This is a genomic window from Pseudomonas sp. URMO17WK12:I11, from assembly GCF_007677725.1.
In the GTDB taxonomy this organism is placed as follows: Bacteria; Pseudomonadota; Gammaproteobacteria; order Pseudomonadales; family Pseudomonadaceae; genus Aquipseudomonas.
The window spans coordinates 112,503-130,932 of the sequence record NZ_VEDF01000010.1 but is presented as its reverse complement, the minus strand read 5'-3'; the positions used below and the strand labels follow the sequence as shown (position 1 = coordinate 130,932).

The following is an 18,430-nucleotide window of genomic DNA, read 5'->3' as shown; positions in this document are numbered from 1 at the left end:
GGGGTTCAATAGTGCAACCCGAAGACTGGTTGGCGGTGTCCGCGCGAGTGGCAAGAACTGCGAAGAGTCGGACATGGCGACCCTGGCAACCCCAGCGGTCCCGTGCTGTCAATTAGGTAGCTGTAGATTGTGGAGACGCGTTAAATGGCGCAGAACGAATCGGTTGATGTGGTACTGGTAGGCGCGGGCATCATGAGTGCCACCCTGGCCGTACTGCTCAAGGAGCTGGATCCGACCCTGAAGCTTGAGGTCGTCGAAGCGATGGACTCGGGGGCCGCGGAAAGCTCCAACCCCTGGAACAACGCAGGCACCGGTCACGCCGGTCTGTGCGAGCTCAACTACACCCCGCAGGCCGCCGATGGCAGCATCGACATCAAGAAGGCCGTGCACATCAATACCCAGTTCGAGGTCTCGCGCCAGTTCTGGGCCTACCTGAGCAAGCAAGGCAATTTCGGCTCGGCGCGTGCGTTCATCAACCCCGTCCCGCACCTGAGCTACGTCGAAGGGGACAAAGGCATCGCCTTCCTCAAGAAGCGTTTCGAGCTGCTCAAGCAGCACCATGCCTTTGCCGAGATGGAGTACACCGAAGATAAAGCGGTGATGAACCAGTGGATGCCGCTGATGATGCCAGGCCGCCCGGCCGACCAGCACATCGCCGCAACACGCGTCGCCAAGGGCACCGACGTCAACTTCGGCGCACTGACCCTGAAACTGCTCAAGCTTCTCGGCGATCGCCCCGACGCTCAGGTCAAGTACAGCAAGAAAGTCGTCGGCCTCAGCCGCAAAGGCAGCGGTTGGGCTGTTAGCATCAAGGACGTCAACAGCGGCAGCACCCGTGAAGTCGATGCCCGCTTCGTCTTCCTCGGTGCAGGCGGCGCGGCGTTGCCGCTCTTGCAGATGTCCGGTATTCCGGAAAGCAAAGGCTTTGGCGGCTTCCCGGTCAGTGGCCAGTGGCTGCGCTGCGACAACCCGGAGATCGTCAAGCAGCACCAGGCCAAGGTGTATAGCCAGGCGGCGGTCGGTGCACCACCGATGTCGGTACCGCACCTCGATACCCGCGTGGTGGACGGCAAGACGTCGTTGCTGTTCGGCCCTTATGCAGGTTTCACCACCAAGTTCCTCAAGCACGGCTCGCTGCTGGATCTGCCGCTGTCAGTGCGCTTGGGCAACCTTGGCCCCATGCTCGCGGTCGCCCGCGACAACATGGACCTGACCAAGTACCTGGTCAGCGAAGTGATGCAGTCGATGGAACAGCGCCTTGAATCGCTGCGCCGCTTCTACCCGCAGGCCAAGGCCGAAGACTGGCGCCTGGAAGTGGCCGGTCAACGCGTGCAGATCATCAAGAAGGACCCGAAGAAAGGCGGCATCCTGCAGTTCGGCACCGAGCTGGTCTCGGCCCAGGATGGCAGCCTGGCCGCCCTGCTGGGCGCCTCGCCTGGGGCTTCGGTAACCGTGTCGATCATGCTCGAGCTGATCGAACGCTGCTTCCCCGAGCAGGCCAAAGGCGCCTGGGCAGCCAAGCTCAACGAGATCTTCCCGGCCCGCGAGAAGGTCCTGGCGACCGACGCTGCGCTGTACCGCAAGATCAGCGCCGAAAACGATGCGGCGCTGGAGCTGGTCGAAGACAGCCCGGCCAAGCACTACGCCTGACCGACCCGCAAAAAAAAACGCCTCTCGGGGCGTTTTTTTTACCTGGCTGTTTATCAGCCACGCGCCTTGGCGATGATCTCGAGGTACTCAGGGGCATTGCGCTGATCGGCGATCACTTGCGCGAAGCTCTGGCCATGCTCGTCCTTGCCGTCCAGATCCAGGCCGGCTTCAACGAAGAAGCCAACGAAACGCTCGAAGTCGTCCACACGCAGGCCGCGGTAAGCCTTGATCAGCTTGTGGTGCGAAGGTGAAGTCAGCCCATCGGCAGGCTCGAACTGAAGGAACGACTTCACGTAGTCGTCGCTGATTTCGTCACCAATCACCTGCTTCTTGTCTTTGCGCATTGCCGGCTCCAACTGACCATCATGGAATTTCGAAGGCCGGCAGTTTACCCCCCACAGGCGGCGCGCCTCAACGCGAACGTACGGTGCCCGTATGCAAGTCGGCCCAGATGTGGCCATTGGCGTAGGTCAGAAACTGCACGTAGAGCGTCTCGTTGCGCAGCAAATCCATGATCACGCGGTAATCGCTGGCCGGGTAGTTGAGGCTCAGGGTGCGCGTCTTGTCATCGTAGACCGGCTTTTTCAGGCTTTTACCCGCTTCACCGTCGAAGGTCAGCAGCACCTGGCTGATGGTGGCACCCTTGCTCAGCGGTTTACCCTTCAGACGCATCTGCAGCGAGGCAGTGATCGGGATGGGTTGCTGGTCGGACGGGCGCTGTGCGCCCACCACCACGGCGTAGTCGGTGACTTGCAGCAATTGCTGGCCGGTCGGCGCTTCCTGGCGCAGGGACTGGTCATCGGGCGGGAGGAACTGGCTGTGCAGCGGCGCTGCGGCGAGAGGCAGGCTCACCGCCAGCAGCAGGGGAAGAATCGCACGCATGTGAGGCTCCTTGGCATGAAGGCGCACTCTAGCATGCTGGTGCAGGGTGCTTATCGCTCGAAGTGCTGGGCCATCCACGCCTGGTAGTCGGCAACACCGGCCTCGCCTTCGCGCGGCGCCCACGGCGCATGCTCGCCCTCGGCCAAGGCACGGTAGGGGCCAGCCTTGCACTCGAAGAGGATGGTATCGGCCTCCAGCACCACCAGGCTGTGAAAGATCCCAGGCGTCAGATCGACCCCCAGGCAATCGCCGCCTGCCTCGAGAACGCGCGTGTCGGTCACCGCACCCTGTTCGTCGAACAGCAACAAGCCCAGACGCCCTTTGAGCGCCAGCAAGGTCTCGGCCTTGTCTTCGCTCAGGTGCCGGTGCGGCGCGATGTAGGTGCCGGGTTGCAAGCCGACCGCCAGGCGGTGGCAGGGGTCTTCCATCTGGTGAAAATTGTGATGGTGGCGCCCACGCGGGGCGTCCGCGGCTTTACGCGCCAGCCCCGCGAACAACGTTTGGTCGATGAAAGCAGGCTGCGACATGATTACAGTCCTTTGACAGCGAAGATACCGTTGGCGTTACGCCAGTAGCCTTTATAGTCCATACCATAGCCGAAGATATAGCGATCGATGCAGGGCAGCCCGGCGTAGCTGGCCTTGAGGCCCGGGCTGGCTTTGCGGTCGTGGTCCTTGTCGATCAGCACCGCAGTGTGCACGGCGCGTGCGCCAGCATGTTTGCAGAACTCGATGATGGCGCTGAGGGTGTGGCCCTCGTCGAGGATGTCGTCGACGATCAGCACGTCGCGATCGATGAACGATACCTCCGGCTTGGCCTTCCAGAACAACTCGCCGCCACTGGTCTGGTTGCGGTAGCGGGTGGCGTGGATGTACGAAACCTCCAGCGGGAATTGCAGGTGGGTCAGCAACTTGCCCGCGAAGATCAGCCCGCCGTTCATGACGCAGAACACCACGGGGTTGAGATCGGCCAGGTCTTTGCTGATGTGTTCGCCGACCGAGGCGATCGCCGCTTCGACTTCGGCTTCGGTGTACAGGCAGTCTGCCTCGCGCATGACTTGACGGATGTGCTCGAGATCAGCGGACATGGCGCTCTCCAGGGGGGCATTTTGGAAAAGCGGGCAAAGGTACGCATCCGCTCGTCACAGATCAAGCATTTATGGACTAACGTGCAAAAGGACTACACGACAGCAAAGGCTGAATAGATTAATCTAGCGCGGTTTTTTTGCCCGCCTTTCGGAGCCCCCTATGCCAACTCGTGAGATCCGCCATCCGCTGATCCGCCACAAGCTCGGCCTGATGCGCCGTGCCGACATCAGCACCAAGAATTTTCGCGAACTCGCCCAGGAAGTCGGTGCACTGCTGACCTACGAAGCCACCCAAGACCTGCCGCTGGAAACCTACGAGATCGACGGCTGGTGTGGCAAGGTGCAAGTTGAAAAGATCGCCGGTAAGAAGATCACCGTCGTGCCGATTCTGCGTGCCGGTATCGGCATGCTCGATGGCGTGCTCAGCCTGATCCCGGGTGCCAAGGTCAGTGCCGTCGGCGTTGCCCGCAACGAGCAGACCTTCGAGGCGCACACCTATCTGGAAAAGCTCGCCCCCGACATCAACCAGCGCCTGGCCCTGATCATCGACCCGATGCTAGCCACCGGTGGTTCGATGGTCGCCACCATCGACCTGCTGAAGAAAGCCGGGTGCAAAGAGATTCGCGCCATGGTCCTGGTCGCTGCCCCAGAAGGCATCGAAGTGGTGGAAAAAGCCCACCCTGACGTGCAGATCTACACCGCCTCGATCGACCAGCAGCTGAACGAGCATGGTTATATCGTCCCAGGCCTGGGCGATGCCGGTGACAAGATCTTCGGCACCAAGCAGAAGGACGCCTGACCATGCAGGACGGCTTCAACGACCCGCTCTGGCGCCAGGTCGTCTCAGGCGCGCAGATGCTCTTCGTGGCATTCGGCGCGCTGGTGCTGATGCCCCTGATCACCGGCCTCGACCCCAACGTCGCGCTGTTCACCGCCGGCATCGGCACCCTGCTGTTCCAGTTGGTCACCGGCCGCCAGGTTCCGGTGTTCCTGGCCTCGAGCTTCGCCTTCATCACTCCGATCATCCTCGCCAAAGGTCAGTTCGGCCTGGCCGAGACCATGGGCGGGGTGATGGCCGCAGGCTTCGTGTACACCTTCATGGGCCTGATGGTGAAGATCAAGGGCACCGGTTTCATCGACCGCATGCTGCCGCCCGTGGTGATTGGCCCGGTGATCATCTCCATCGGCCTGGCCATGGCCCCGATCGCCGCCAACATGGCGATGGGCAAGGCCGGTGACGGCACTGCGCTGATGCCGTACAAGACCGCCATGCTGATTTCCATGCCGGCGCTGCTGACGACCCTGATCGTCGCCGTGTTCGGCAAAGGCATCTTCCGCCTGGTGCCGATCATCGCCGGCGTGCTGGTGGGCTTTGCCCTGGCCTTCGTTTTTGGCGTGGTCGACACGGCCAAGATCGCTGCGGCGCCGTGGCTTGAGATTCCCAACTTCACGGCACCGGCGTTCAACTGGCAGGCCATCCTGTTCATCGTCCCGGTCGCCCTGGCGCCGGCGATCGAACACATCGGCGGGGTGATCGCCGTGGGCAGCGTGACAGGCCGCGATTACCTGAAAAAACCGGGGCTGCATCGCACCCTGCTGGGTGACGGCCTGGCCACCACCGCCGCAGGCTTGTTCGGCGGCCCGCCCAATACCACCTATGCCGAAGTCACCGGCGCGGTGATGCTGACCAAGAACTACAACCCGAAGATCATGACCTGGGCGGCGGTGTTCGCCATCACCCTGGCCTTCATCGGCAAGTTCGGCGCCCTGTTGCAGAGCATTCCAGTGCCGGTGATGGGCGGCATCCTGTGCCTGCTGTTCGGTTCGATCGCAGCGGTGGGCATGAATACCATGATCCGCCACAAGATCGATTTGGCCGAAGCGCGCAACCTGGTGATCGTCTCGGTGACCCTGGTGTTCGGCATCGGTGGCGTGCTGGTCGGCAGCGGCGACGGCCCGGATGACTGGGGCCTCAAAGGCATTGCCCTGTGCGCAGTGGTGGCGATCGCCCTGAACCTGATCCTGCCCGGCAACGATGGCTGGAAGCACAAGCGTCCGGACGCGTAACACGCTCGGTTACCACGATGGGGCCGCCTGGCGGCCCCTTCGCTTCACGCCTTCTCGCACATTCCCGCCAACACTTTCACCCAGTGCGGGTGATCATTCAGGCACGGCACCAGGACCAGCTCCTGACCACCAGCCTCGACGAACTGCTCACTGCCGCGCATGCCGATCTCCTCGAGGGTTTCGATGCAGTCGGCGACGAAGGCCGGGCACATCACCAATAGCTTCTTGACCCCCGACTTGGCCAACTCGTCCAGGCGCGTTTCGGTGTAGGGCTCGATCCACTTGTCACGCCCCAGGCGTGACTGGAACGACACCGACCATTTACCGTCTGGTATACCCAGCTTCGCCGCGAACGCCTTGGCGGTCGATTGGCACTGGCCGCGATAACACACCGCGCGCACCTCGGCACTGGCGTCCTTGCAACAATCGGCGGCGCGCAGATCGTGCGCAGCGGGCCGGTAGAGTTTTTTCAGATGCCGCTCTGGCAAGCCGTGGAAGCTCAACAGCAGGTGGTCGTACGCCTGCTCCAGGTATGGACGAGCGCTGGCGACCAGTGCGTCGATATAGTCTGGCTGGTCGTAGAACGGCTGCAATACGCGCATCTGCAACGGCAACTGCTGCTCGGCGATGGTTTGCCTGGCCTGCTCGACCACAGTCGTCACGGTGCTGTCGGCGAACTGCGGATACAGCGGCGCCAAGGTCACCTTGCGCACGCCTTGCGCGGCCAGGCGCGCAAGTACATCGGGTAGCGCCGGCTGGCCATAGCGCATGGCGATTTCCACCGGCCCATGGGGCCAGTGCTCGACCATTGCCGCCTGCAGGCGCCGGGTCAGCACCACCAAGGGCGAGCCTTCGTCCCACCAGATCGAGGCATAGGCATGGGCCGACTGCTCCGGCCGTTTGATCAAGATCAACGACACCAGCAGACGGCGCAGCGGCCAAGGCAAGTCGACCACGTACGGGTCCATGAGAAACTGGTTCAGGTAGCGGCGCACATCGGTCACCGAGGTGGAAGCCGGGGAACCCAGGTTGACCAGCAATAGAGCGTGATCAGTCATGCAGCATCCTATTTCAAAGACCCGTGGCCAGATCGCCCAGGGCCGAGGGTAAGTCGGTGAAGCGGAAGGTGAAGCCTGCTTCCAGCGCGCGTTGCGGCAGCGCCCGCTGGCCGCCGAGCAGCAACGTCGACAGCTCACCCAGGCCAGCCTTGAGCAGCAAGCCAGGCACCGCAAGCACCGCAGGGCGATGCAACGCCCGCCCGAGCTGCTTGGCAAACTCGCGGTTGCGCACAGGCTCTGGTGCGCAGGCATTATAGGGACCGCTGGCGGCCTTGTGCTGCATGAGAAAATCAATCAGGGCGATATGATCATCGACATGGATCCATGGCATCCATTGCCGACCGTGCCCCAGCGGCCCGCCCAGCCCCAGCTTGAACGGCAGGCGCAGGCGCGACAGAAAGCCACCATCGCTGGCCAGGACCAGCCCCGTGCGCACCAGCACCACGCGGATGCCCAGGTGCTGCGCACGGTGCGCGGTTTCTTCCCAGGCGATGCACAGCCGGCTGGCGAAGTCTTCACGCACGGGTGGCGAGGCTTCGGTCAGCTCGCGCTCACCGCCATCGCCGTACCAGCCTACGGCTGATCCCGAGATCAGCACCTCGGGGCGTTGCTCACGGCTGCCAAGCCACGCCAGCAACTGTTCGGTCAAGCTGATGCGACTGGCCCATAGCAGGCTGCGCCGTGACGCCGTCCACGGCCGATCGGCGATCGGTGCACCGGCCAGGTTGACCACCGCATCGAGAGGGTCGTCGGCGTCCAGCTCGTGAAGCTGAGCGATCCCCCTTACCGCGCTGCCACACAGCCGGGGGACCTGCTCAGGGCGCCGGCTCCATACCGTGAGCCGATGGCCCTTGGCGAGCCAGTACCGGCAAAGGTGCTGGCCGATCAAGCCGGTACCGCCTGTCAGCAAGATATGCATGGCTGTGTCCTCGCAGGCTGCGGCCATGGTCTATTTTTAAGATCAAGGCACTTTTCCAGACCAATCGCTCTCGGATAAACATAGGCCATCAGGCCAATGATGCGGTATAACCTTATACAAATTTTGTGCATTGTACAGGTTTGCTCGACAGCGTAGTCTGCCTACAGCAAGGTTCGAAGAGGCCATCATGACAGTACCTATTGCCATCATCGGTGCCGGTATCGCCGGCCTTTCCGCCGCCCAGGCGCTGCGCAAGGCCGGGCAAACCGTGCATCTTTTCGACAAAGGCCACGGCAGTGGCGGGCGCATGGCCAGCAAACGCAGCGAGGCCGGCGCGCTCGACCTCGGCGCGCAATACTTCACCGCGCGCGACCGCCGCTTTGTCGAGCAAGTCCAGCAATGGGTCAGCGCCGGCTGGGCTGAACAGTGGAAGCCGCAGCTGTACAACTACCGCGACGGTGAACTGACCCCCTCCCCCGATGAGCAGACCCGCTGGGTCGGCGTGCCGCGCATGAGCGCCATCACCCGCGGGCTGCTGCACGACGTGCCGGTGAATTTCGGCTGCCGTATTGCCGAGGTGTTTCGCGGCAAAGATTATTGGCACCTGCAGGACACCGAAGGCTGCAGCCACGGCCCATTCAGCCGCGTAGTCATCGCTGTGCCTGCTCCGCAAGCCACACCGTTGCTGGCGGCCACACCCAAGCTGGCGGCGGTCGTCGCGGGCGTGCAGATGGAGCCGACCTGGGCTGTCGCCTTGGGCTTCGAAGCGCCCCTGGCGACCCCGATGCAAGGCTGTTTCGTGCAGAACAGCGCGCTCGACTGGCTCGCCCGCAACCGCAGCAAGCCTGGTCGTGAAGCGCTGCTCGACACCTGGGTGCTGCACGCCACCTCGGACTGGAGCAAACAGCACATCGACCTGGCCAAGGAAGCGGTGATCGAGCACCTGCGCGGCGAATTCGCCGAGCTGGTCGGCTGCGTCGTGCCGGCGCCAAGCTTCGCCCTGGCGCACCGCTGGCTTTATGCACGGCCTGCCGGCACGCATGAATGGGGCGCCCTGGCCGATGCCGATCAAGGCCTGTACGCCTGTGGCGATTGGTGTCTCTCTGGCCGCGTCGAAGGTGCGTGGCTCAGCGGCCAGGAAGCAGCGCGGCGGTTGCTCGAACACTTGGAATGACGCGTAGTTGATCGTGGGTCATCGTCTCAGTGCCGGCAGAAGTTCCTGCAGGGGCTGGAACCTTGTTGTACACGACTGCTCAAATGTACAAGTTTTCGGAGTCAGCCATGCACGAACCCACTCTGCCGCATAAGCCCCGTATCGCTATCAGCGCCTGCCTTACCGGCCACAACGTGCGCTATAACGGCGGGCACAAGAATTCCGACCTGTGCCGAGAACAACTGGAGGCGCACTTCGAGTGGCAGACCGTCTGCCCTGAGGTGGCGATCGGCCTGAGCGTGCCGCGCGATCCAATCAGGCTGATCGGTGACCCTGATAACCCCTCGGTGGTCGGCACGCGCAACCCCGATGAAGATTTCACCGCCCCACTGCGCCGTTACGGCGAGCAGATGGCCGGCGAGTTGACGGACATCTGCGGCTACATCTTCATGCAGAAGTCCCCATCGTGCGGCCTGGAGCGGGTCAAGGTCTACCAGGCCAACGGCTACTCAGCGCCCAAGGGTGGCACGGGGGCCTACGCCGCAGCGTTCTGCGCCCGCCGCCCGGACCTTCCAGTAGAAGAAGAAGGTCGCCTGCACGACCCGGTGCTGCGCGAGAATTTCATCAGTCGCGTCTACGCCTACGCCGACTGGCAGCACCTGCGCGCGCAAGGCTTGAGCCGTGGCGCCCTGGTGCAATTTCACTCCCGCTACAAGTACCTGTTGATGGCCAACAACCCCAAGGCCTATCGCGAACTCGGCCGGCTGCTCGGCACCATGCGTCGCGAGGACGACCCGCAGGTACTCGGCCAAGCCTATTTCAGCCAACTGATGCAGGCCCTGCGTCGTCCCGCCAGCCGTGGCACGCACTGCAACGTGCTGCAGCACCTGAGCGGCTACTTCAAGGACGCGCTGACCCAGCAGGACAAAGCCGAACTGCAGCACATCATCGGGCAGTACCAACAGGGTGAAGTGCCGCTGGTAGTGCCATTGACCCTGCTCAAGCACTATCTGCGCAAGCACCCCGACCCGTACCTGGAACAGCAAGCCTATCTGCATCCCCACCCAGACAGCCTTGGCCTGCGCAATGCTGTCTGAGGCACTGCTGCCGATAGGCGAGCTGGCGCGGCGCACCGGGGTCAATCCGGTGACCCTGCGGGCCTGGGAGCGGCGCTACGGCCTGCTGAAGCCGCAGCGCACGGCCAAAGGCCATCGCCTGTATGGGCCAGATCAGCTCGAACGCGTCGAAGCGATCCTGGCCTGGCTGCAGCGCGGCGCATCGGTGGGCCAGGTCAAGGGGTTGCTCGAACTCCCCACCGAACAGGTGCCTGTAGGCGACTGGCAAGTCCGCCAGCAGCGCTTGATCGACGCCATCGCCGAGCTGTCTCAGCAGGCCCTCGACCAGCAATTGAACCAAGTGATGGCGCTGTATCCGGCGGTCACCTTGTGCGAGCAGTTGCTGCTGCCGCTTCAAGAAGCGCTGGCCGTGCGTTGGCGCAACCATTTCAACGCCCGCCTGGAGCAGGTGTTTTTCCACACCTGGCTGCGCAGCAAGCTGGGGGCGCGGGTCTATCACGACAATCAGTCGCTGCAAGGTCCGGCCGTGCTGCTGTGCGAAGACAGCGAACAGCCGATGAACCCGGGGCTGTGGCTATGCACCTGGCTGCTGAGCAGCAACGGTATCCCGGTAGAAGTGCTCGAGCAGCCCGTGGGCGGCGTGCAGTTACAGCGTGCCGTCAACGCCCTGCGACCGCGGGCAGTGCTGCTGCACCTTGGCCCGCGCATCGACATCGCGGCGCTGCAGCGCACCCTGAACGGTATCGCCGGGCCTAAATTGCTGGGCGGCGCGACCCTCGCGCTGCACCAGGAAAAACTGCGTGGCCTCGACCTGCCAGGGGTCAGTCTGTTCGATACCCCCCAGGCAGCGCTGCGCGCGCTGCAGCACTCCGACCGCCGCCCTATCGAAGAGTAATCCATGCAATTGATCTGGCTGCGCAGCGACCTGCGCATCGATGACAACACCGCCCTTAGCGCGGCCTGCGAGCGCGGCCCGACGGTCGCCTTGTGGCTGGCCAGCCCCGGCCAGTGGCAGGCCCACGACGATGCGCCATGCAAGGTGGATTTCTGGCTGCGCAATCTGCGCGAACTGCGCAAGGCACTCGATAAACTCCACATTCCTTTGCTGGTGCGCAAAATCGACACCTGGGACCAGGCCCCAGCTGCCGTGCTCGATGTCTGCCGGCGTCACGGCATCGACGCGGTGCACTGGAACGATGAGTACGGCATCCACGAGGCGCGTCGCGATACCGCCACGCGCAAGCTGCTGGAAGACTCACAGATCCAGGCGTTCAGCCACCTCGACCAGTTGCTGTTCCGCCCAGGCACCATCCTGACCCGCAGCGGTGACTACTTTCAGGTGTTCGGTCAGTTCAAGAAAGTCTGTCTTGAGCATCTGCACCGCAGCCTGCCGTCGCTGGCGCCTCGAATCAAGGCGCAAAAGCCACTCGACATCGCCAGCGACCCGATCCCGCAGCATATCGACGGCTTTGCAAAGCCCGCGCGCGCACTCATCGACCAGTGGCCTGCCGGTGAAGGCGAGGCGCAGGCCAGGCTCAGCCGCTTTCTCGATGAAACCGTGGAAGACTACGAACGCCTGCGCGACCTGCCCGCCAAGCCTGGCACCAGCCAGCTGTCGGCCTACCTGGCAGCCGGGGTGATCTCGCCCCGGCACTGCCTGCACGCCGCGCTGAGCAGCAACCGCGGCGAGTTCGACAGCGGCAACAGTGGGGTACAGACCTGGATCAGCGAGCTGATCTGGCGCGAGTTCTACAAGCATATCCTGACCGGTTATCCACAGGTCTCCCGCCACCGTGCTTTCCGCGCCCACACCGAAGCACTGCCCTGGCGCGACGCGCCGGATGATTTCAAGGCATGGCAAGAGGGCCGTACCGGCTTCCCGATCATCGATGCTGCCATGCGCCAGTTGCTGCACTGCGGGTGGATGCACAACCGTCTGCGCATGATCGTCGCCATGTTCCTCAGCAAGAACCTGCTGATCGACTGGCGCCTGGGTGAGCGCCATTTCATGCAGCATTTGATCGACGGTGATCTGGCGGCCAACAACGGCGGCTGGCAGTGGAGCGCTTCAACCGGAACCGATTCAGTCCCCTACTTCCGGATTTTCAATCCGACCTCACAGTCTGAGCGATTCGATCCAGACGCAGTGTTCATCAAGCACTGGTTGCCAGAGTTGGCGGATTTGGACGATAAATCTGTGCATCAGCCCTTCAAGTCTAGGGATCTTTTTGCCAGCGGTAAGTATCCTAATCCCATCGTCGATCTTAGTAGTAGTCGCCAACGGGCGCTGGAGGCCTTCAAAAACCTTCCGCGCCGCTAGGGGTAGCAGAGGGCAGCACCTTGAATCATTCGCGTAGTTTCTGGGTTACAGGGGCCAGCAACGGATTGGGACTGGCCTTGGTGCAAAGGTTGCTCGAACAAGGGCACCGGGTCGCCGCAAGTGGCAGAGCAAGCGCGCAACTGGATGAATTGGCCGCACAGTACCGCAGCGAGCTGCTGCTGCTTGATGGCCATCTGCACAAGAAGGATCAGGCTGCCAAGGCTACGCAGCAGCTGTGCGATGCCTGGCCTGCGCTGGACGGATTGATCATCAACGCCGGAACCACCGATTATCTAGCCGATGGCGTGGCCAACGACGCGGTCTTCGAAACCATCGTCACCGATAATCAACTGGCCGCCGAGCACTGCCTGGCTGGGGCGCTGCCACTGCTGGCCAAAGGCCGGATGCCGCAGGTCATGATGATCTTCAATCGCTATTCAGCCTTGCAGCTGCATTCGCCGACGCGCGTTGCAGCGGGCTGGAACAACCTGCCGCAGTGGTCGCGGGAGCAGCGCGAGGCGCTCAAGGAACGCGGCATCGACCTGACCGTGGTGGCGCCGCAGTCACTCAAGGCGCCACTGACCACGGCAAAGGCCGTGCCCCAATCCTGGACCGCGCAAAGCGCAGCGAGCGAGTTGTTGTCGCGCCTTGCCCTGCGCGAACCGGAGTTGATTCTGGAGACGATGGACACCGCCAGTCTGTGGCCAATGGCGCGTTGACTGGCAAGACCCAGCCTCTTCAGGTCGAAACCGAAGAGGCCGGGCCTTGGCTGATCAGAGCGCCATGCGGTAATGCAGGCTGTAGCTTTCGACGCCATCGTTGGGTTGCTTGATGCCGGCGTTGGAATAGTGGATTGCCCGTACACCGACCTCATGCCCACCGGCAAAACGCAGGCCGAAGCCGATGCGGTCTTCGAACTGGAAGGTCGAGCCCAGCTTGTTGCTTTCAAGTTCGGTGCTGGAGAACGCCGCGACGCCGATCCCCGCCTCGATGTACGGCTTGACGGTATTGCCTGCGAACTCATAAACGAATACCGGTGCGAACGACAGGCTGTGGTTGCTTGCCGTGTCATCGCCATCCCAATAGGTATAGGCACCATCCCAGTAACCGGTTATGCGACCGACGCTGGTCTGCCACCAGCTGGCGTCCCAGTTGGACTGCAGGCCCAGGCGGTACACCATTGTCGAATCGCCGGTCTGCCCCACCGAAAACGATGCATCCGCCGCTTGCACGGCTGCCACCTGCCCCAGCGTGAGTGCAGCGAACGCCGCGAGTCCGAGCAGTTTTCTCATGAGATGTGTCCTTCTTTCCAATGCCGTTTTAAGTGTCGCCTTGTGTCAGGCTCAGGCATAGAAAGCCGAACTGGTACGATAGTTCAGCTATTTCACGAATTTTTTACACGTCGAAAAGCTGCACGTTCGAGGACGGCCGCCAGAGCGTGGGCAGGATGGCGATAAGGGCATCTGGCTCGGCGCTGGTCCAGAACGCTGTGTCACGGGACGGCCCCTGCGCCAGCAGCTCATGCGCGCCCAGCAGGCGCTGCAACTGGCGCGCCACGGCGGCGCCGGTGTCGATGACGGCAACGTCCGCAGGCACCATCTGCGCCAGCAATGGCCGCAGAAATGGGTAATGGGTGCAGCCCAAAATCAGGGTGTCGCAGCCGGCCGCCAGCAGTGGCTCGACGTAGCCCCACAGCAGCTGGCGCAACGGCTCGCTGCTCAGGTCACCGCTTTCGATGCGTTCGACCAGCCCCGGGCAAGGCTGGGTGACCACGCGCACATCGCTGGCGAAACGGTCGAGCAAAGCCGCGAACTTGGCACTCTGCAAGGTGCCGGTGGTGGCCAATACGCCCACAACCCCCGAGCGGGTGGCCGCAGCGGCCGGCTTGACCGCAGGTTCCATGCCGACCAGCGGCCAGTCGGGGTACAACGCGCGCAGGTCTGCTACAGCGGCAACAGTGGCGGTGTTGCAGGCAAGTACCATCGCCTTGGCGCCCTGGGCGCGGAAGAACTGGGCAATATGGCGGCAGCGCTGGCGGATATAGTCCGCCGATTTCTCGCCGTAAGGCACGTGACCGCAGTCAGCCACGTACAGCAGCGATTCGTTGGGAAGCAAGCGCTGGATCTCGGCCAGCACCGACAAACCACCGACGCCCGAGTCCATGACGCCCACCGGCGCCGAACGCTCAGCCATCGCGCTGCGCACAGACCGGGCACGCAGGGTCGCGCTTGACCCGCAACTCGCGCAGGCGCGTGCTGAGGGCATCGATCAACAGCAGCCGGCCCACCAGCGGCTCGCCGAAACCGGCCAGCAGCTTCAACGCTTCCAACGCTTGCAGGCTGCCCACCAGCCCCACCAGCGGGCCGATCACGCCCGCTTCGCTACAGGTCAGTTCCGCTTCGCTGCCATGGCCGTACAGACAGTGGTAGCAAGGGCTGGAATCACGGCGCGGATCGAACACCGACAGCTGACCTTCCAGGCGAATCGCGGCGCCGCTGACCAGCGGCTTGCCGTGGGCGAAGCACGCCGCGTTGACCGCTTCACGGGTCGCGAAGTTGTCCGAACAATCGAGTACCAGATCGACCGCCTTCACCGCAGCGCTCAGGCTGTCTTCATCGAGCGCCTGACGGTGAGCGACCAGCGCCACCTCTGGGTTGATCGCCTGCAAGCGCTGGAGCGCCGAGTCGACTTTGCTCAAGCCGACACTGTCGCTGTCATGGATCACCTGGCGCTGCAGGTTGGTCAGGTCCACCATGTCGAAATCGGCCAGGTGCAGCTCGCCCACTCCCGCTGCCGCCAGATACAGCGCCACCGGTGAGCCGAGGCCGCCCAGTCCCACGATCAACGCCTTGCTGCGCTTGAGTCGCAGCTGGCCGTCTATGTCGACCTGCGACAGCAGGATCTGCCGGCTGTAACGCAACAGTTCCTGATCACTCAGCATGGCAGACGCCCCAGGGAAATCCGTTGATGACCGCCCAGGTCCATGCGGCTTTCAACATCGCTGAAGCCTTGCGCCGCAAGCAGCCCCCGCACCTGTTCGGCCTGGTCGTAACCGTGTTCGAGCAGCAGCCAGCCGCCAGGCTGCAAGTGTGCAGGCGCCTGCTCGACGATCGCGCGCAAATCGTCCAGCCCATCGGCGCCTGCGACCAGTGCGCTGCTTGGCTCGAAGCGCACATCGCCTTCTGTCAAGTGGGGGTCTTCGGCCCGTATGTACGGCGGGTTGCTCAAGATGACGTCGAAGCGCTGCCCGACCAAGCTGGCGAACCAGTGGCTGACCAACACCTGCACGTTCTCCAGGCCCAGGCGCTGGCGGTTGCGCTCGGCCAGGGCAACAGCCTGCTCGACGCGGTCTACCGCCGTCACTCGCCAGGCCGGGCGCTCGCTGGCCAGGGCCAAGGCGATGGCGCCGCTGCCGGTGCCCAGGTCAAGGACCTTGGCCGGTGACGCGGACTGCAGTTGCAGGCCGGTTTCCACCAGCAGCTCGGTATCCGGCCGCGGGATCAAGGTATGCGCAGCGACTTCCAGGTCAAGCTTCCAGAACCCTTGCTGACCCAGGATATAGGCCACCGGCTCGCCGGCGCGGCGGCGCGTCAGATAGCCTGCGAAAGCCTCGGCATGTTCGCTGCTGACAATACGCTCGGGCCAGGTGTGCAGGTAGCTGCGCGATTTGCCAATGGCGGCGGCTAGCAACAATTCGGCATCCAGGCGCGCTGAGGGTGAATCTGGCAGCTGCGCGTTGCGCAGCAGGCTGGCAATGATGGTCATCAGTCCCCCAGAGCGGCCAACTGGTCGGCCTGGTATTCGGCCAGCAAGGGCTCGATCACCGCTTCTACGCCGCCGGCCAGGATATCGTCGAGCGAGTAAAGCGTCAGGTTGATGCGGTGATCGGTGACCCGGCCCTGCGGATAATTGTAGGTACGGATACGCTCGGAGCGGTCACCGGAACCCACCAGCAACTTACGTTCGCTGGCAATGGCGTTCTGAGCGGCGCTGGTCTGCATGTCGTTGAGTTTGGCCGACAGCCAGGACATGGCACGGGCGCGGTTCTTGTGCTGCGAGCGCTCTTCCTGGCATTCCACGACGATGCCGGTCGGCAAGTGGGTGATGCGGATCGCCGAATCGGTCTTGTTGACGTGCTGCCCCCCCGCCCCCGAGGCGCGGTAGGTGTCGACCCGCAGGTCGGCCGGATTGATCTCGATGGCGGCCTGCTCGTCGGGCTCGGGCAGCACGGCCACCGTGCAGGCCGAGGTGTGGATGCGACCCTGGGATTCGGTTTCCGGCACCCGCTGGACGCGGTGCGCGCCGGACTCGAACTTCAGCTTGCCGTAGACGTTGTCGCCCTCGACGCGGGCGATGATTTCCTTGTAGCCGCCGTGCTCGCCTTCGTTCTCCGAGAGGATCTCCAGGCGCCAGCCGCGTTTTTCGGCATAGCGCGAGTACATGCGAAACAGGTCGCCGGAGAAGATCGCAGCCTCGTCGCCGCCGGTGCCGGCACGAATTTCAAGGAACACGTTGCGCCCGTCGTTAGGGTCCTTGGGCAGCAGCATGCGTTGCAGCTGCGATTCGAGGACCTGCAGTTGCTCCTTGGCATCGCGCACTTCCTCGACGGCCATCTCGCGCAGATCCGGATCGGCGTCCTTGAGCAGCGCCTGGGCGCCCTCGAGATCGTCCTGTACCTTGCGCCATGCGTTGTAGGCGCCGATCACCGGCTCGACTTCGGCATATTCGCGTGAATAGGCGCGAAAACGGGTCTGGTCGGAAATGACTTCGGCATCACCCAGCAGCGCGGTGAGTTCCTCGAAGCGGTCGTGAAGCGTATCCAGTTTATTGAGCAGCGACGCTTTCATTGCGGGGTTTTGTCCGTCGAGCCCTCGTTGAGGGCAAAGAGTTCCTGGGCCATGGCCAGCGCATCGACGCGGCCCTCGGCCGAGAGCTTTTTCAATTGCACGCTGGGCGCGTGCAGCAATTTGTTGGTCAGGCCGCGCGCCAGTTGCGCCAGCACCTCTTCGGGGTTGCCGCCATTGGCCAGCAGGCGTTGGGCCTTTTGCAGTTCTTCGTCGCGCAACCGCTCGCTTTGCTGGCGATAGGCGCGCAGCACATCGACCGCAGCCAGCTCGCGCAGGCGCACCATGAAATCGTCGGCGCCCACCGCAACCAGCTCTTCCGCAGCCTGGGCAGCGCCCTGGCGGCTCTTGAGGTTTTCCGCGACCACCTCGTGCAGGTCGTCGACGGTGTACAAGTACACGTCATCGAGCTCGCCGACTTCAGGCTCGATGTCGCGCGGTACGGCGATATCGACCATGAAGATCGGCTTGTGCCGGCGTTGTTTGAGCGCGCTTTCCACCGCACCCTTGCCGAGAATGGGCAACTGGCTGGCGGTGGAGCTGATGACGATGTCGCTGTTGGCCAATTCCTGGGGAATATCGGCCAGCAGCACGGCATGGGCACCGAACTGCTCGGCCAGGATGCTGGCGCGCTCCAGGGTTCGGTTGGCCACGACGATTCGCCGCACGCCCTGCTCATGCAGGTGACGGGCGACCAGGGTGATGGTTTCGCCGGCGCCGATCAGCAAGGCCTGGCTGCGGCCCAGGTCGCTGAAGATCTGCCTGGCCAGGCTGACCGCCGCGAAGGCCACGGAAACCGGGTTCTCGCCGATGGCCGTATCGGTACGCACTTGCTTGGCGGCGCTGAAGGTCGCCTGGAACAGCCGGCCGAGCAATGGGCCGACGGTACCGGCTTCGCGCGCCACGGCGTAGGCTGATTTCATCTGACCGAGAATCTGCGGCTCGCCCAGGACCAGCGAATCGAGGCCAGAGGCCACGCGCATCATGTGCTTCACCGCCTCGTGCTCTTCGTGCACGTAGGCGCTGGCGCGCAGTTCGTCCAGGCTCAGCCGGTGGTAATCGGCCAGCCATTGCAGCACGGCGTCGGCGCTGAGCTGGTCTTGCTCTATATAGAGCTCGCTGCGGTTGCAGGTCGAAAGGATCGCCGCCTCGCGGCTGGCGGTCAGTCGGCAGAGCTGCTGCAGGGCGTCGACCAGCTGCTCAGGGGTAAACGCCACGCGCTCGCGTACGTCTACCGAGGCAGTCTTATGGTTGATACCAAGTGCAAGAAAGGCCATGCAAGGTCGCTGATTGTGACGTGAAGCCGATAATTGTCCTCTTTCGCAGGTTTTAGAACAACCACCGTTCGCTATCGTCGTGATAGACCGGACCGGC

Annotated in this window: 20 protein-coding genes; 8 read left to right on the top strand and 12 right to left on the bottom strand. The window is 63.4% G+C overall.

Annotation, left to right across the window (positions count from 1 at the left end):
- Window positions 1–144: 144 nt before the first annotated feature.
- Entirely contained in the window at window positions 145–1,650 is a 1,506-nt protein-coding gene (mqo, locus tag FS665_RS18810) for a malate dehydrogenase (quinone) (RefSeq protein WP_145191788.1), read from the top strand.
- A gap of 53 nt (window positions 1,651–1,703) precedes the next feature.
- Here mqo and FS665_RS18805 read toward each other — a convergent pair whose 3' ends face one another.
- From FS665_RS18805 to FS665_RS18790, 4 genes are all read right to left on the bottom strand, one after another.
- On the bottom strand, window positions 1,704–1,994 hold the full coding sequence (locus FS665_RS18805; protein WP_145191785.1) for a PA4642 family protein: 291 nt from the start codon (window positions 1,992–1,994) through the stop codon (window positions 1,704–1,706).
- 67 nt (window positions 1,995–2,061) lie between these two features.
- Window positions 2,062–2,532 (bottom strand): hypothetical protein, encoded by a 471-nt coding sequence (locus FS665_RS18800; protein ID WP_145191782.1) that lies wholly within the window; start codon window positions 2,530–2,532, stop codon window positions 2,062–2,064.
- A gap of 50 nt (window positions 2,533–2,582) precedes the next feature.
- The gene (locus FS665_RS18795; RefSeq protein ID WP_145191779.1) at window positions 2,583–3,059 is read right to left on the bottom strand and encodes a WbuC family cupin fold metalloprotein; all 477 of its coding nucleotides are present in this window, start codon (window positions 3,057–3,059) and stop codon (window positions 2,583–2,585) included.
- 2 nt (window positions 3,060–3,061) lie between these two features.
- Window positions 3,062–3,619: a hypoxanthine-guanine phosphoribosyltransferase gene (locus FS665_RS18790; RefSeq protein WP_145191776.1), complete on the bottom strand. Its 558-nt coding sequence runs from the start codon at window positions 3,617–3,619 to the stop codon at window positions 3,062–3,064.
- Between the two features lie 160 nt (window positions 3,620–3,779).
- Here FS665_RS18790 and upp point away from each other — a divergent pair, with 160 nt between their 5' ends.
- A complete protein-coding gene (gene upp, locus FS665_RS18785; RefSeq protein ID WP_145191774.1) occupies window positions 3,780–4,418 on the top strand; it encodes a uracil phosphoribosyltransferase in 639 nt (212 codons plus the stop codon).
- 2 nt (window positions 4,419–4,420) lie between these two features.
- Window positions 4,421–5,686 carry a uracil-xanthine permease family protein gene (locus FS665_RS18780; protein ID WP_145191771.1) on the top strand — a complete coding sequence of 422 codons (1,266 nt, stop codon included), beginning with the start codon at window positions 4,421–4,423 and terminating at the stop codon, window positions 5,684–5,686.
- A gap of 44 nt (window positions 5,687–5,730) precedes the next feature.
- On the opposite strand, the gene hemH is transcribed toward FS665_RS18780, so the two are convergent.
- Both hemH and FS665_RS18770 read right to left on the bottom strand, forming a co-directional pair.
- A complete protein-coding gene (gene hemH / locus FS665_RS18775; RefSeq protein ID WP_145191769.1) occupies window positions 5,731–6,744 on the bottom strand; it encodes a ferrochelatase in 1,014 nt (337 codons plus the stop codon).
- A 13-nt stretch (window positions 6,745–6,757) separates the two neighbouring features.
- A complete protein-coding gene (locus tag FS665_RS18770) occupies window positions 6,758–7,663 on the bottom strand; it encodes a TIGR01777 family oxidoreductase (protein WP_145191766.1) in 906 nt (301 codons plus the stop codon).
- A 187-nt stretch (window positions 7,664–7,850) separates the two neighbouring features.
- On the opposite strand from FS665_RS18770, the gene FS665_RS18765 reads away from it, so the two are divergent.
- The 5 genes from FS665_RS18765 to FS665_RS18745 all read left to right on the top strand — a co-directional run bounded on the left by FS665_RS18765 (window position 7,851) and on the right by FS665_RS18745 (window position 12,931).
- The gene (locus tag FS665_RS18765) at window positions 7,851–8,837 is read left to right on the top strand and encodes an NAD(P)/FAD-dependent oxidoreductase (protein ID WP_145191764.1); all 987 of its coding nucleotides are present in this window, start codon (window positions 7,851–7,853) and stop codon (window positions 8,835–8,837) included.
- 107 nt (window positions 8,838–8,944) lie between these two features.
- On the top strand, window positions 8,945–9,913 hold the full coding sequence (locus tag FS665_RS18760; RefSeq protein WP_145191761.1) for a DUF523 and DUF1722 domain-containing protein: 969 nt from the start codon (window positions 8,945–8,947) through the stop codon (window positions 9,911–9,913).
- On the top strand, window positions 9,903–10,787 hold the full coding sequence (locus FS665_RS18755; protein WP_145191758.1) for a MerR family transcriptional regulator: 885 nt from the start codon (window positions 9,903–9,905) through the stop codon (window positions 10,785–10,787). Before FS665_RS18760 ends, FS665_RS18755 begins: the two co-directional genes overlap by 11 nt.
- 3 nt (window positions 10,788–10,790) lie before the next feature.
- A complete protein-coding gene (phrB, locus tag FS665_RS18750) occupies window positions 10,791–12,212 on the top strand; it encodes a deoxyribodipyrimidine photo-lyase (RefSeq protein ID WP_145191756.1) in 1,422 nt (473 codons plus the stop codon).
- A gap of 20 nt (window positions 12,213–12,232) precedes the next feature.
- On the top strand, window positions 12,233–12,931 hold the full coding sequence (locus FS665_RS18745; protein WP_145191753.1) for an SDR family oxidoreductase: 699 nt from the start codon (window positions 12,233–12,235) through the stop codon (window positions 12,929–12,931).
- A gap of 54 nt (window positions 12,932–12,985) precedes the next feature.
- On the opposite strand, the gene FS665_RS18740 is transcribed toward FS665_RS18745, so the two are convergent.
- The 6 genes from FS665_RS18740 to hemA form a co-directional block, all read right to left on the bottom strand.
- Window positions 12,986–13,504, bottom strand: coding sequence for an acyloxyacyl hydrolase (locus FS665_RS18740; protein ID WP_145191750.1), 519 nt, complete (start codon window positions 13,502–13,504; stop codon window positions 12,986–12,988).
- Window positions 13,505–13,607: 103 nt separating this feature from the next.
- Complete coding sequence (gene murI / locus FS665_RS18735) at window positions 13,608–14,405, bottom strand: glutamate racemase (protein ID WP_145191747.1); 798 nt, start codon at window positions 14,403–14,405, stop codon at window positions 13,608–13,610.
- The gene (locus tag FS665_RS18730; RefSeq protein WP_145191744.1) at window positions 14,398–15,153 is read right to left on the bottom strand and encodes a molybdopterin-synthase adenylyltransferase MoeB; all 756 of its coding nucleotides are present in this window, start codon (window positions 15,151–15,153) and stop codon (window positions 14,398–14,400) included. The genes murI and FS665_RS18730 overlap by 8 nt, the downstream gene beginning before the upstream one ends.
- Complete coding sequence (prmC, locus tag FS665_RS18725) at window positions 15,147–15,977, bottom strand: peptide chain release factor N(5)-glutamine methyltransferase (protein WP_145191741.1); 831 nt, start codon at window positions 15,975–15,977, stop codon at window positions 15,147–15,149. Before prmC ends, FS665_RS18730 begins: the two co-directional genes overlap by 7 nt.
- Window positions 15,977–17,059, bottom strand: a complete 1,083-nt coding sequence (prfA, locus tag FS665_RS18720; protein WP_145191738.1) for a peptide chain release factor 1 — start codon at window positions 17,057–17,059, stop codon at window positions 15,977–15,979. The genes prmC and prfA overlap by 1 nt, the downstream gene beginning before the upstream one ends.
- Entirely contained in the window at window positions 17,056–18,333 is a 1,278-nt protein-coding gene (gene hemA / locus FS665_RS18715) for a glutamyl-tRNA reductase (protein ID WP_145191734.1), read from the bottom strand. Before hemA ends, prfA begins: the two co-directional genes overlap by 4 nt.
- Window positions 18,334–18,430 lie beyond the last annotated feature (97 nt).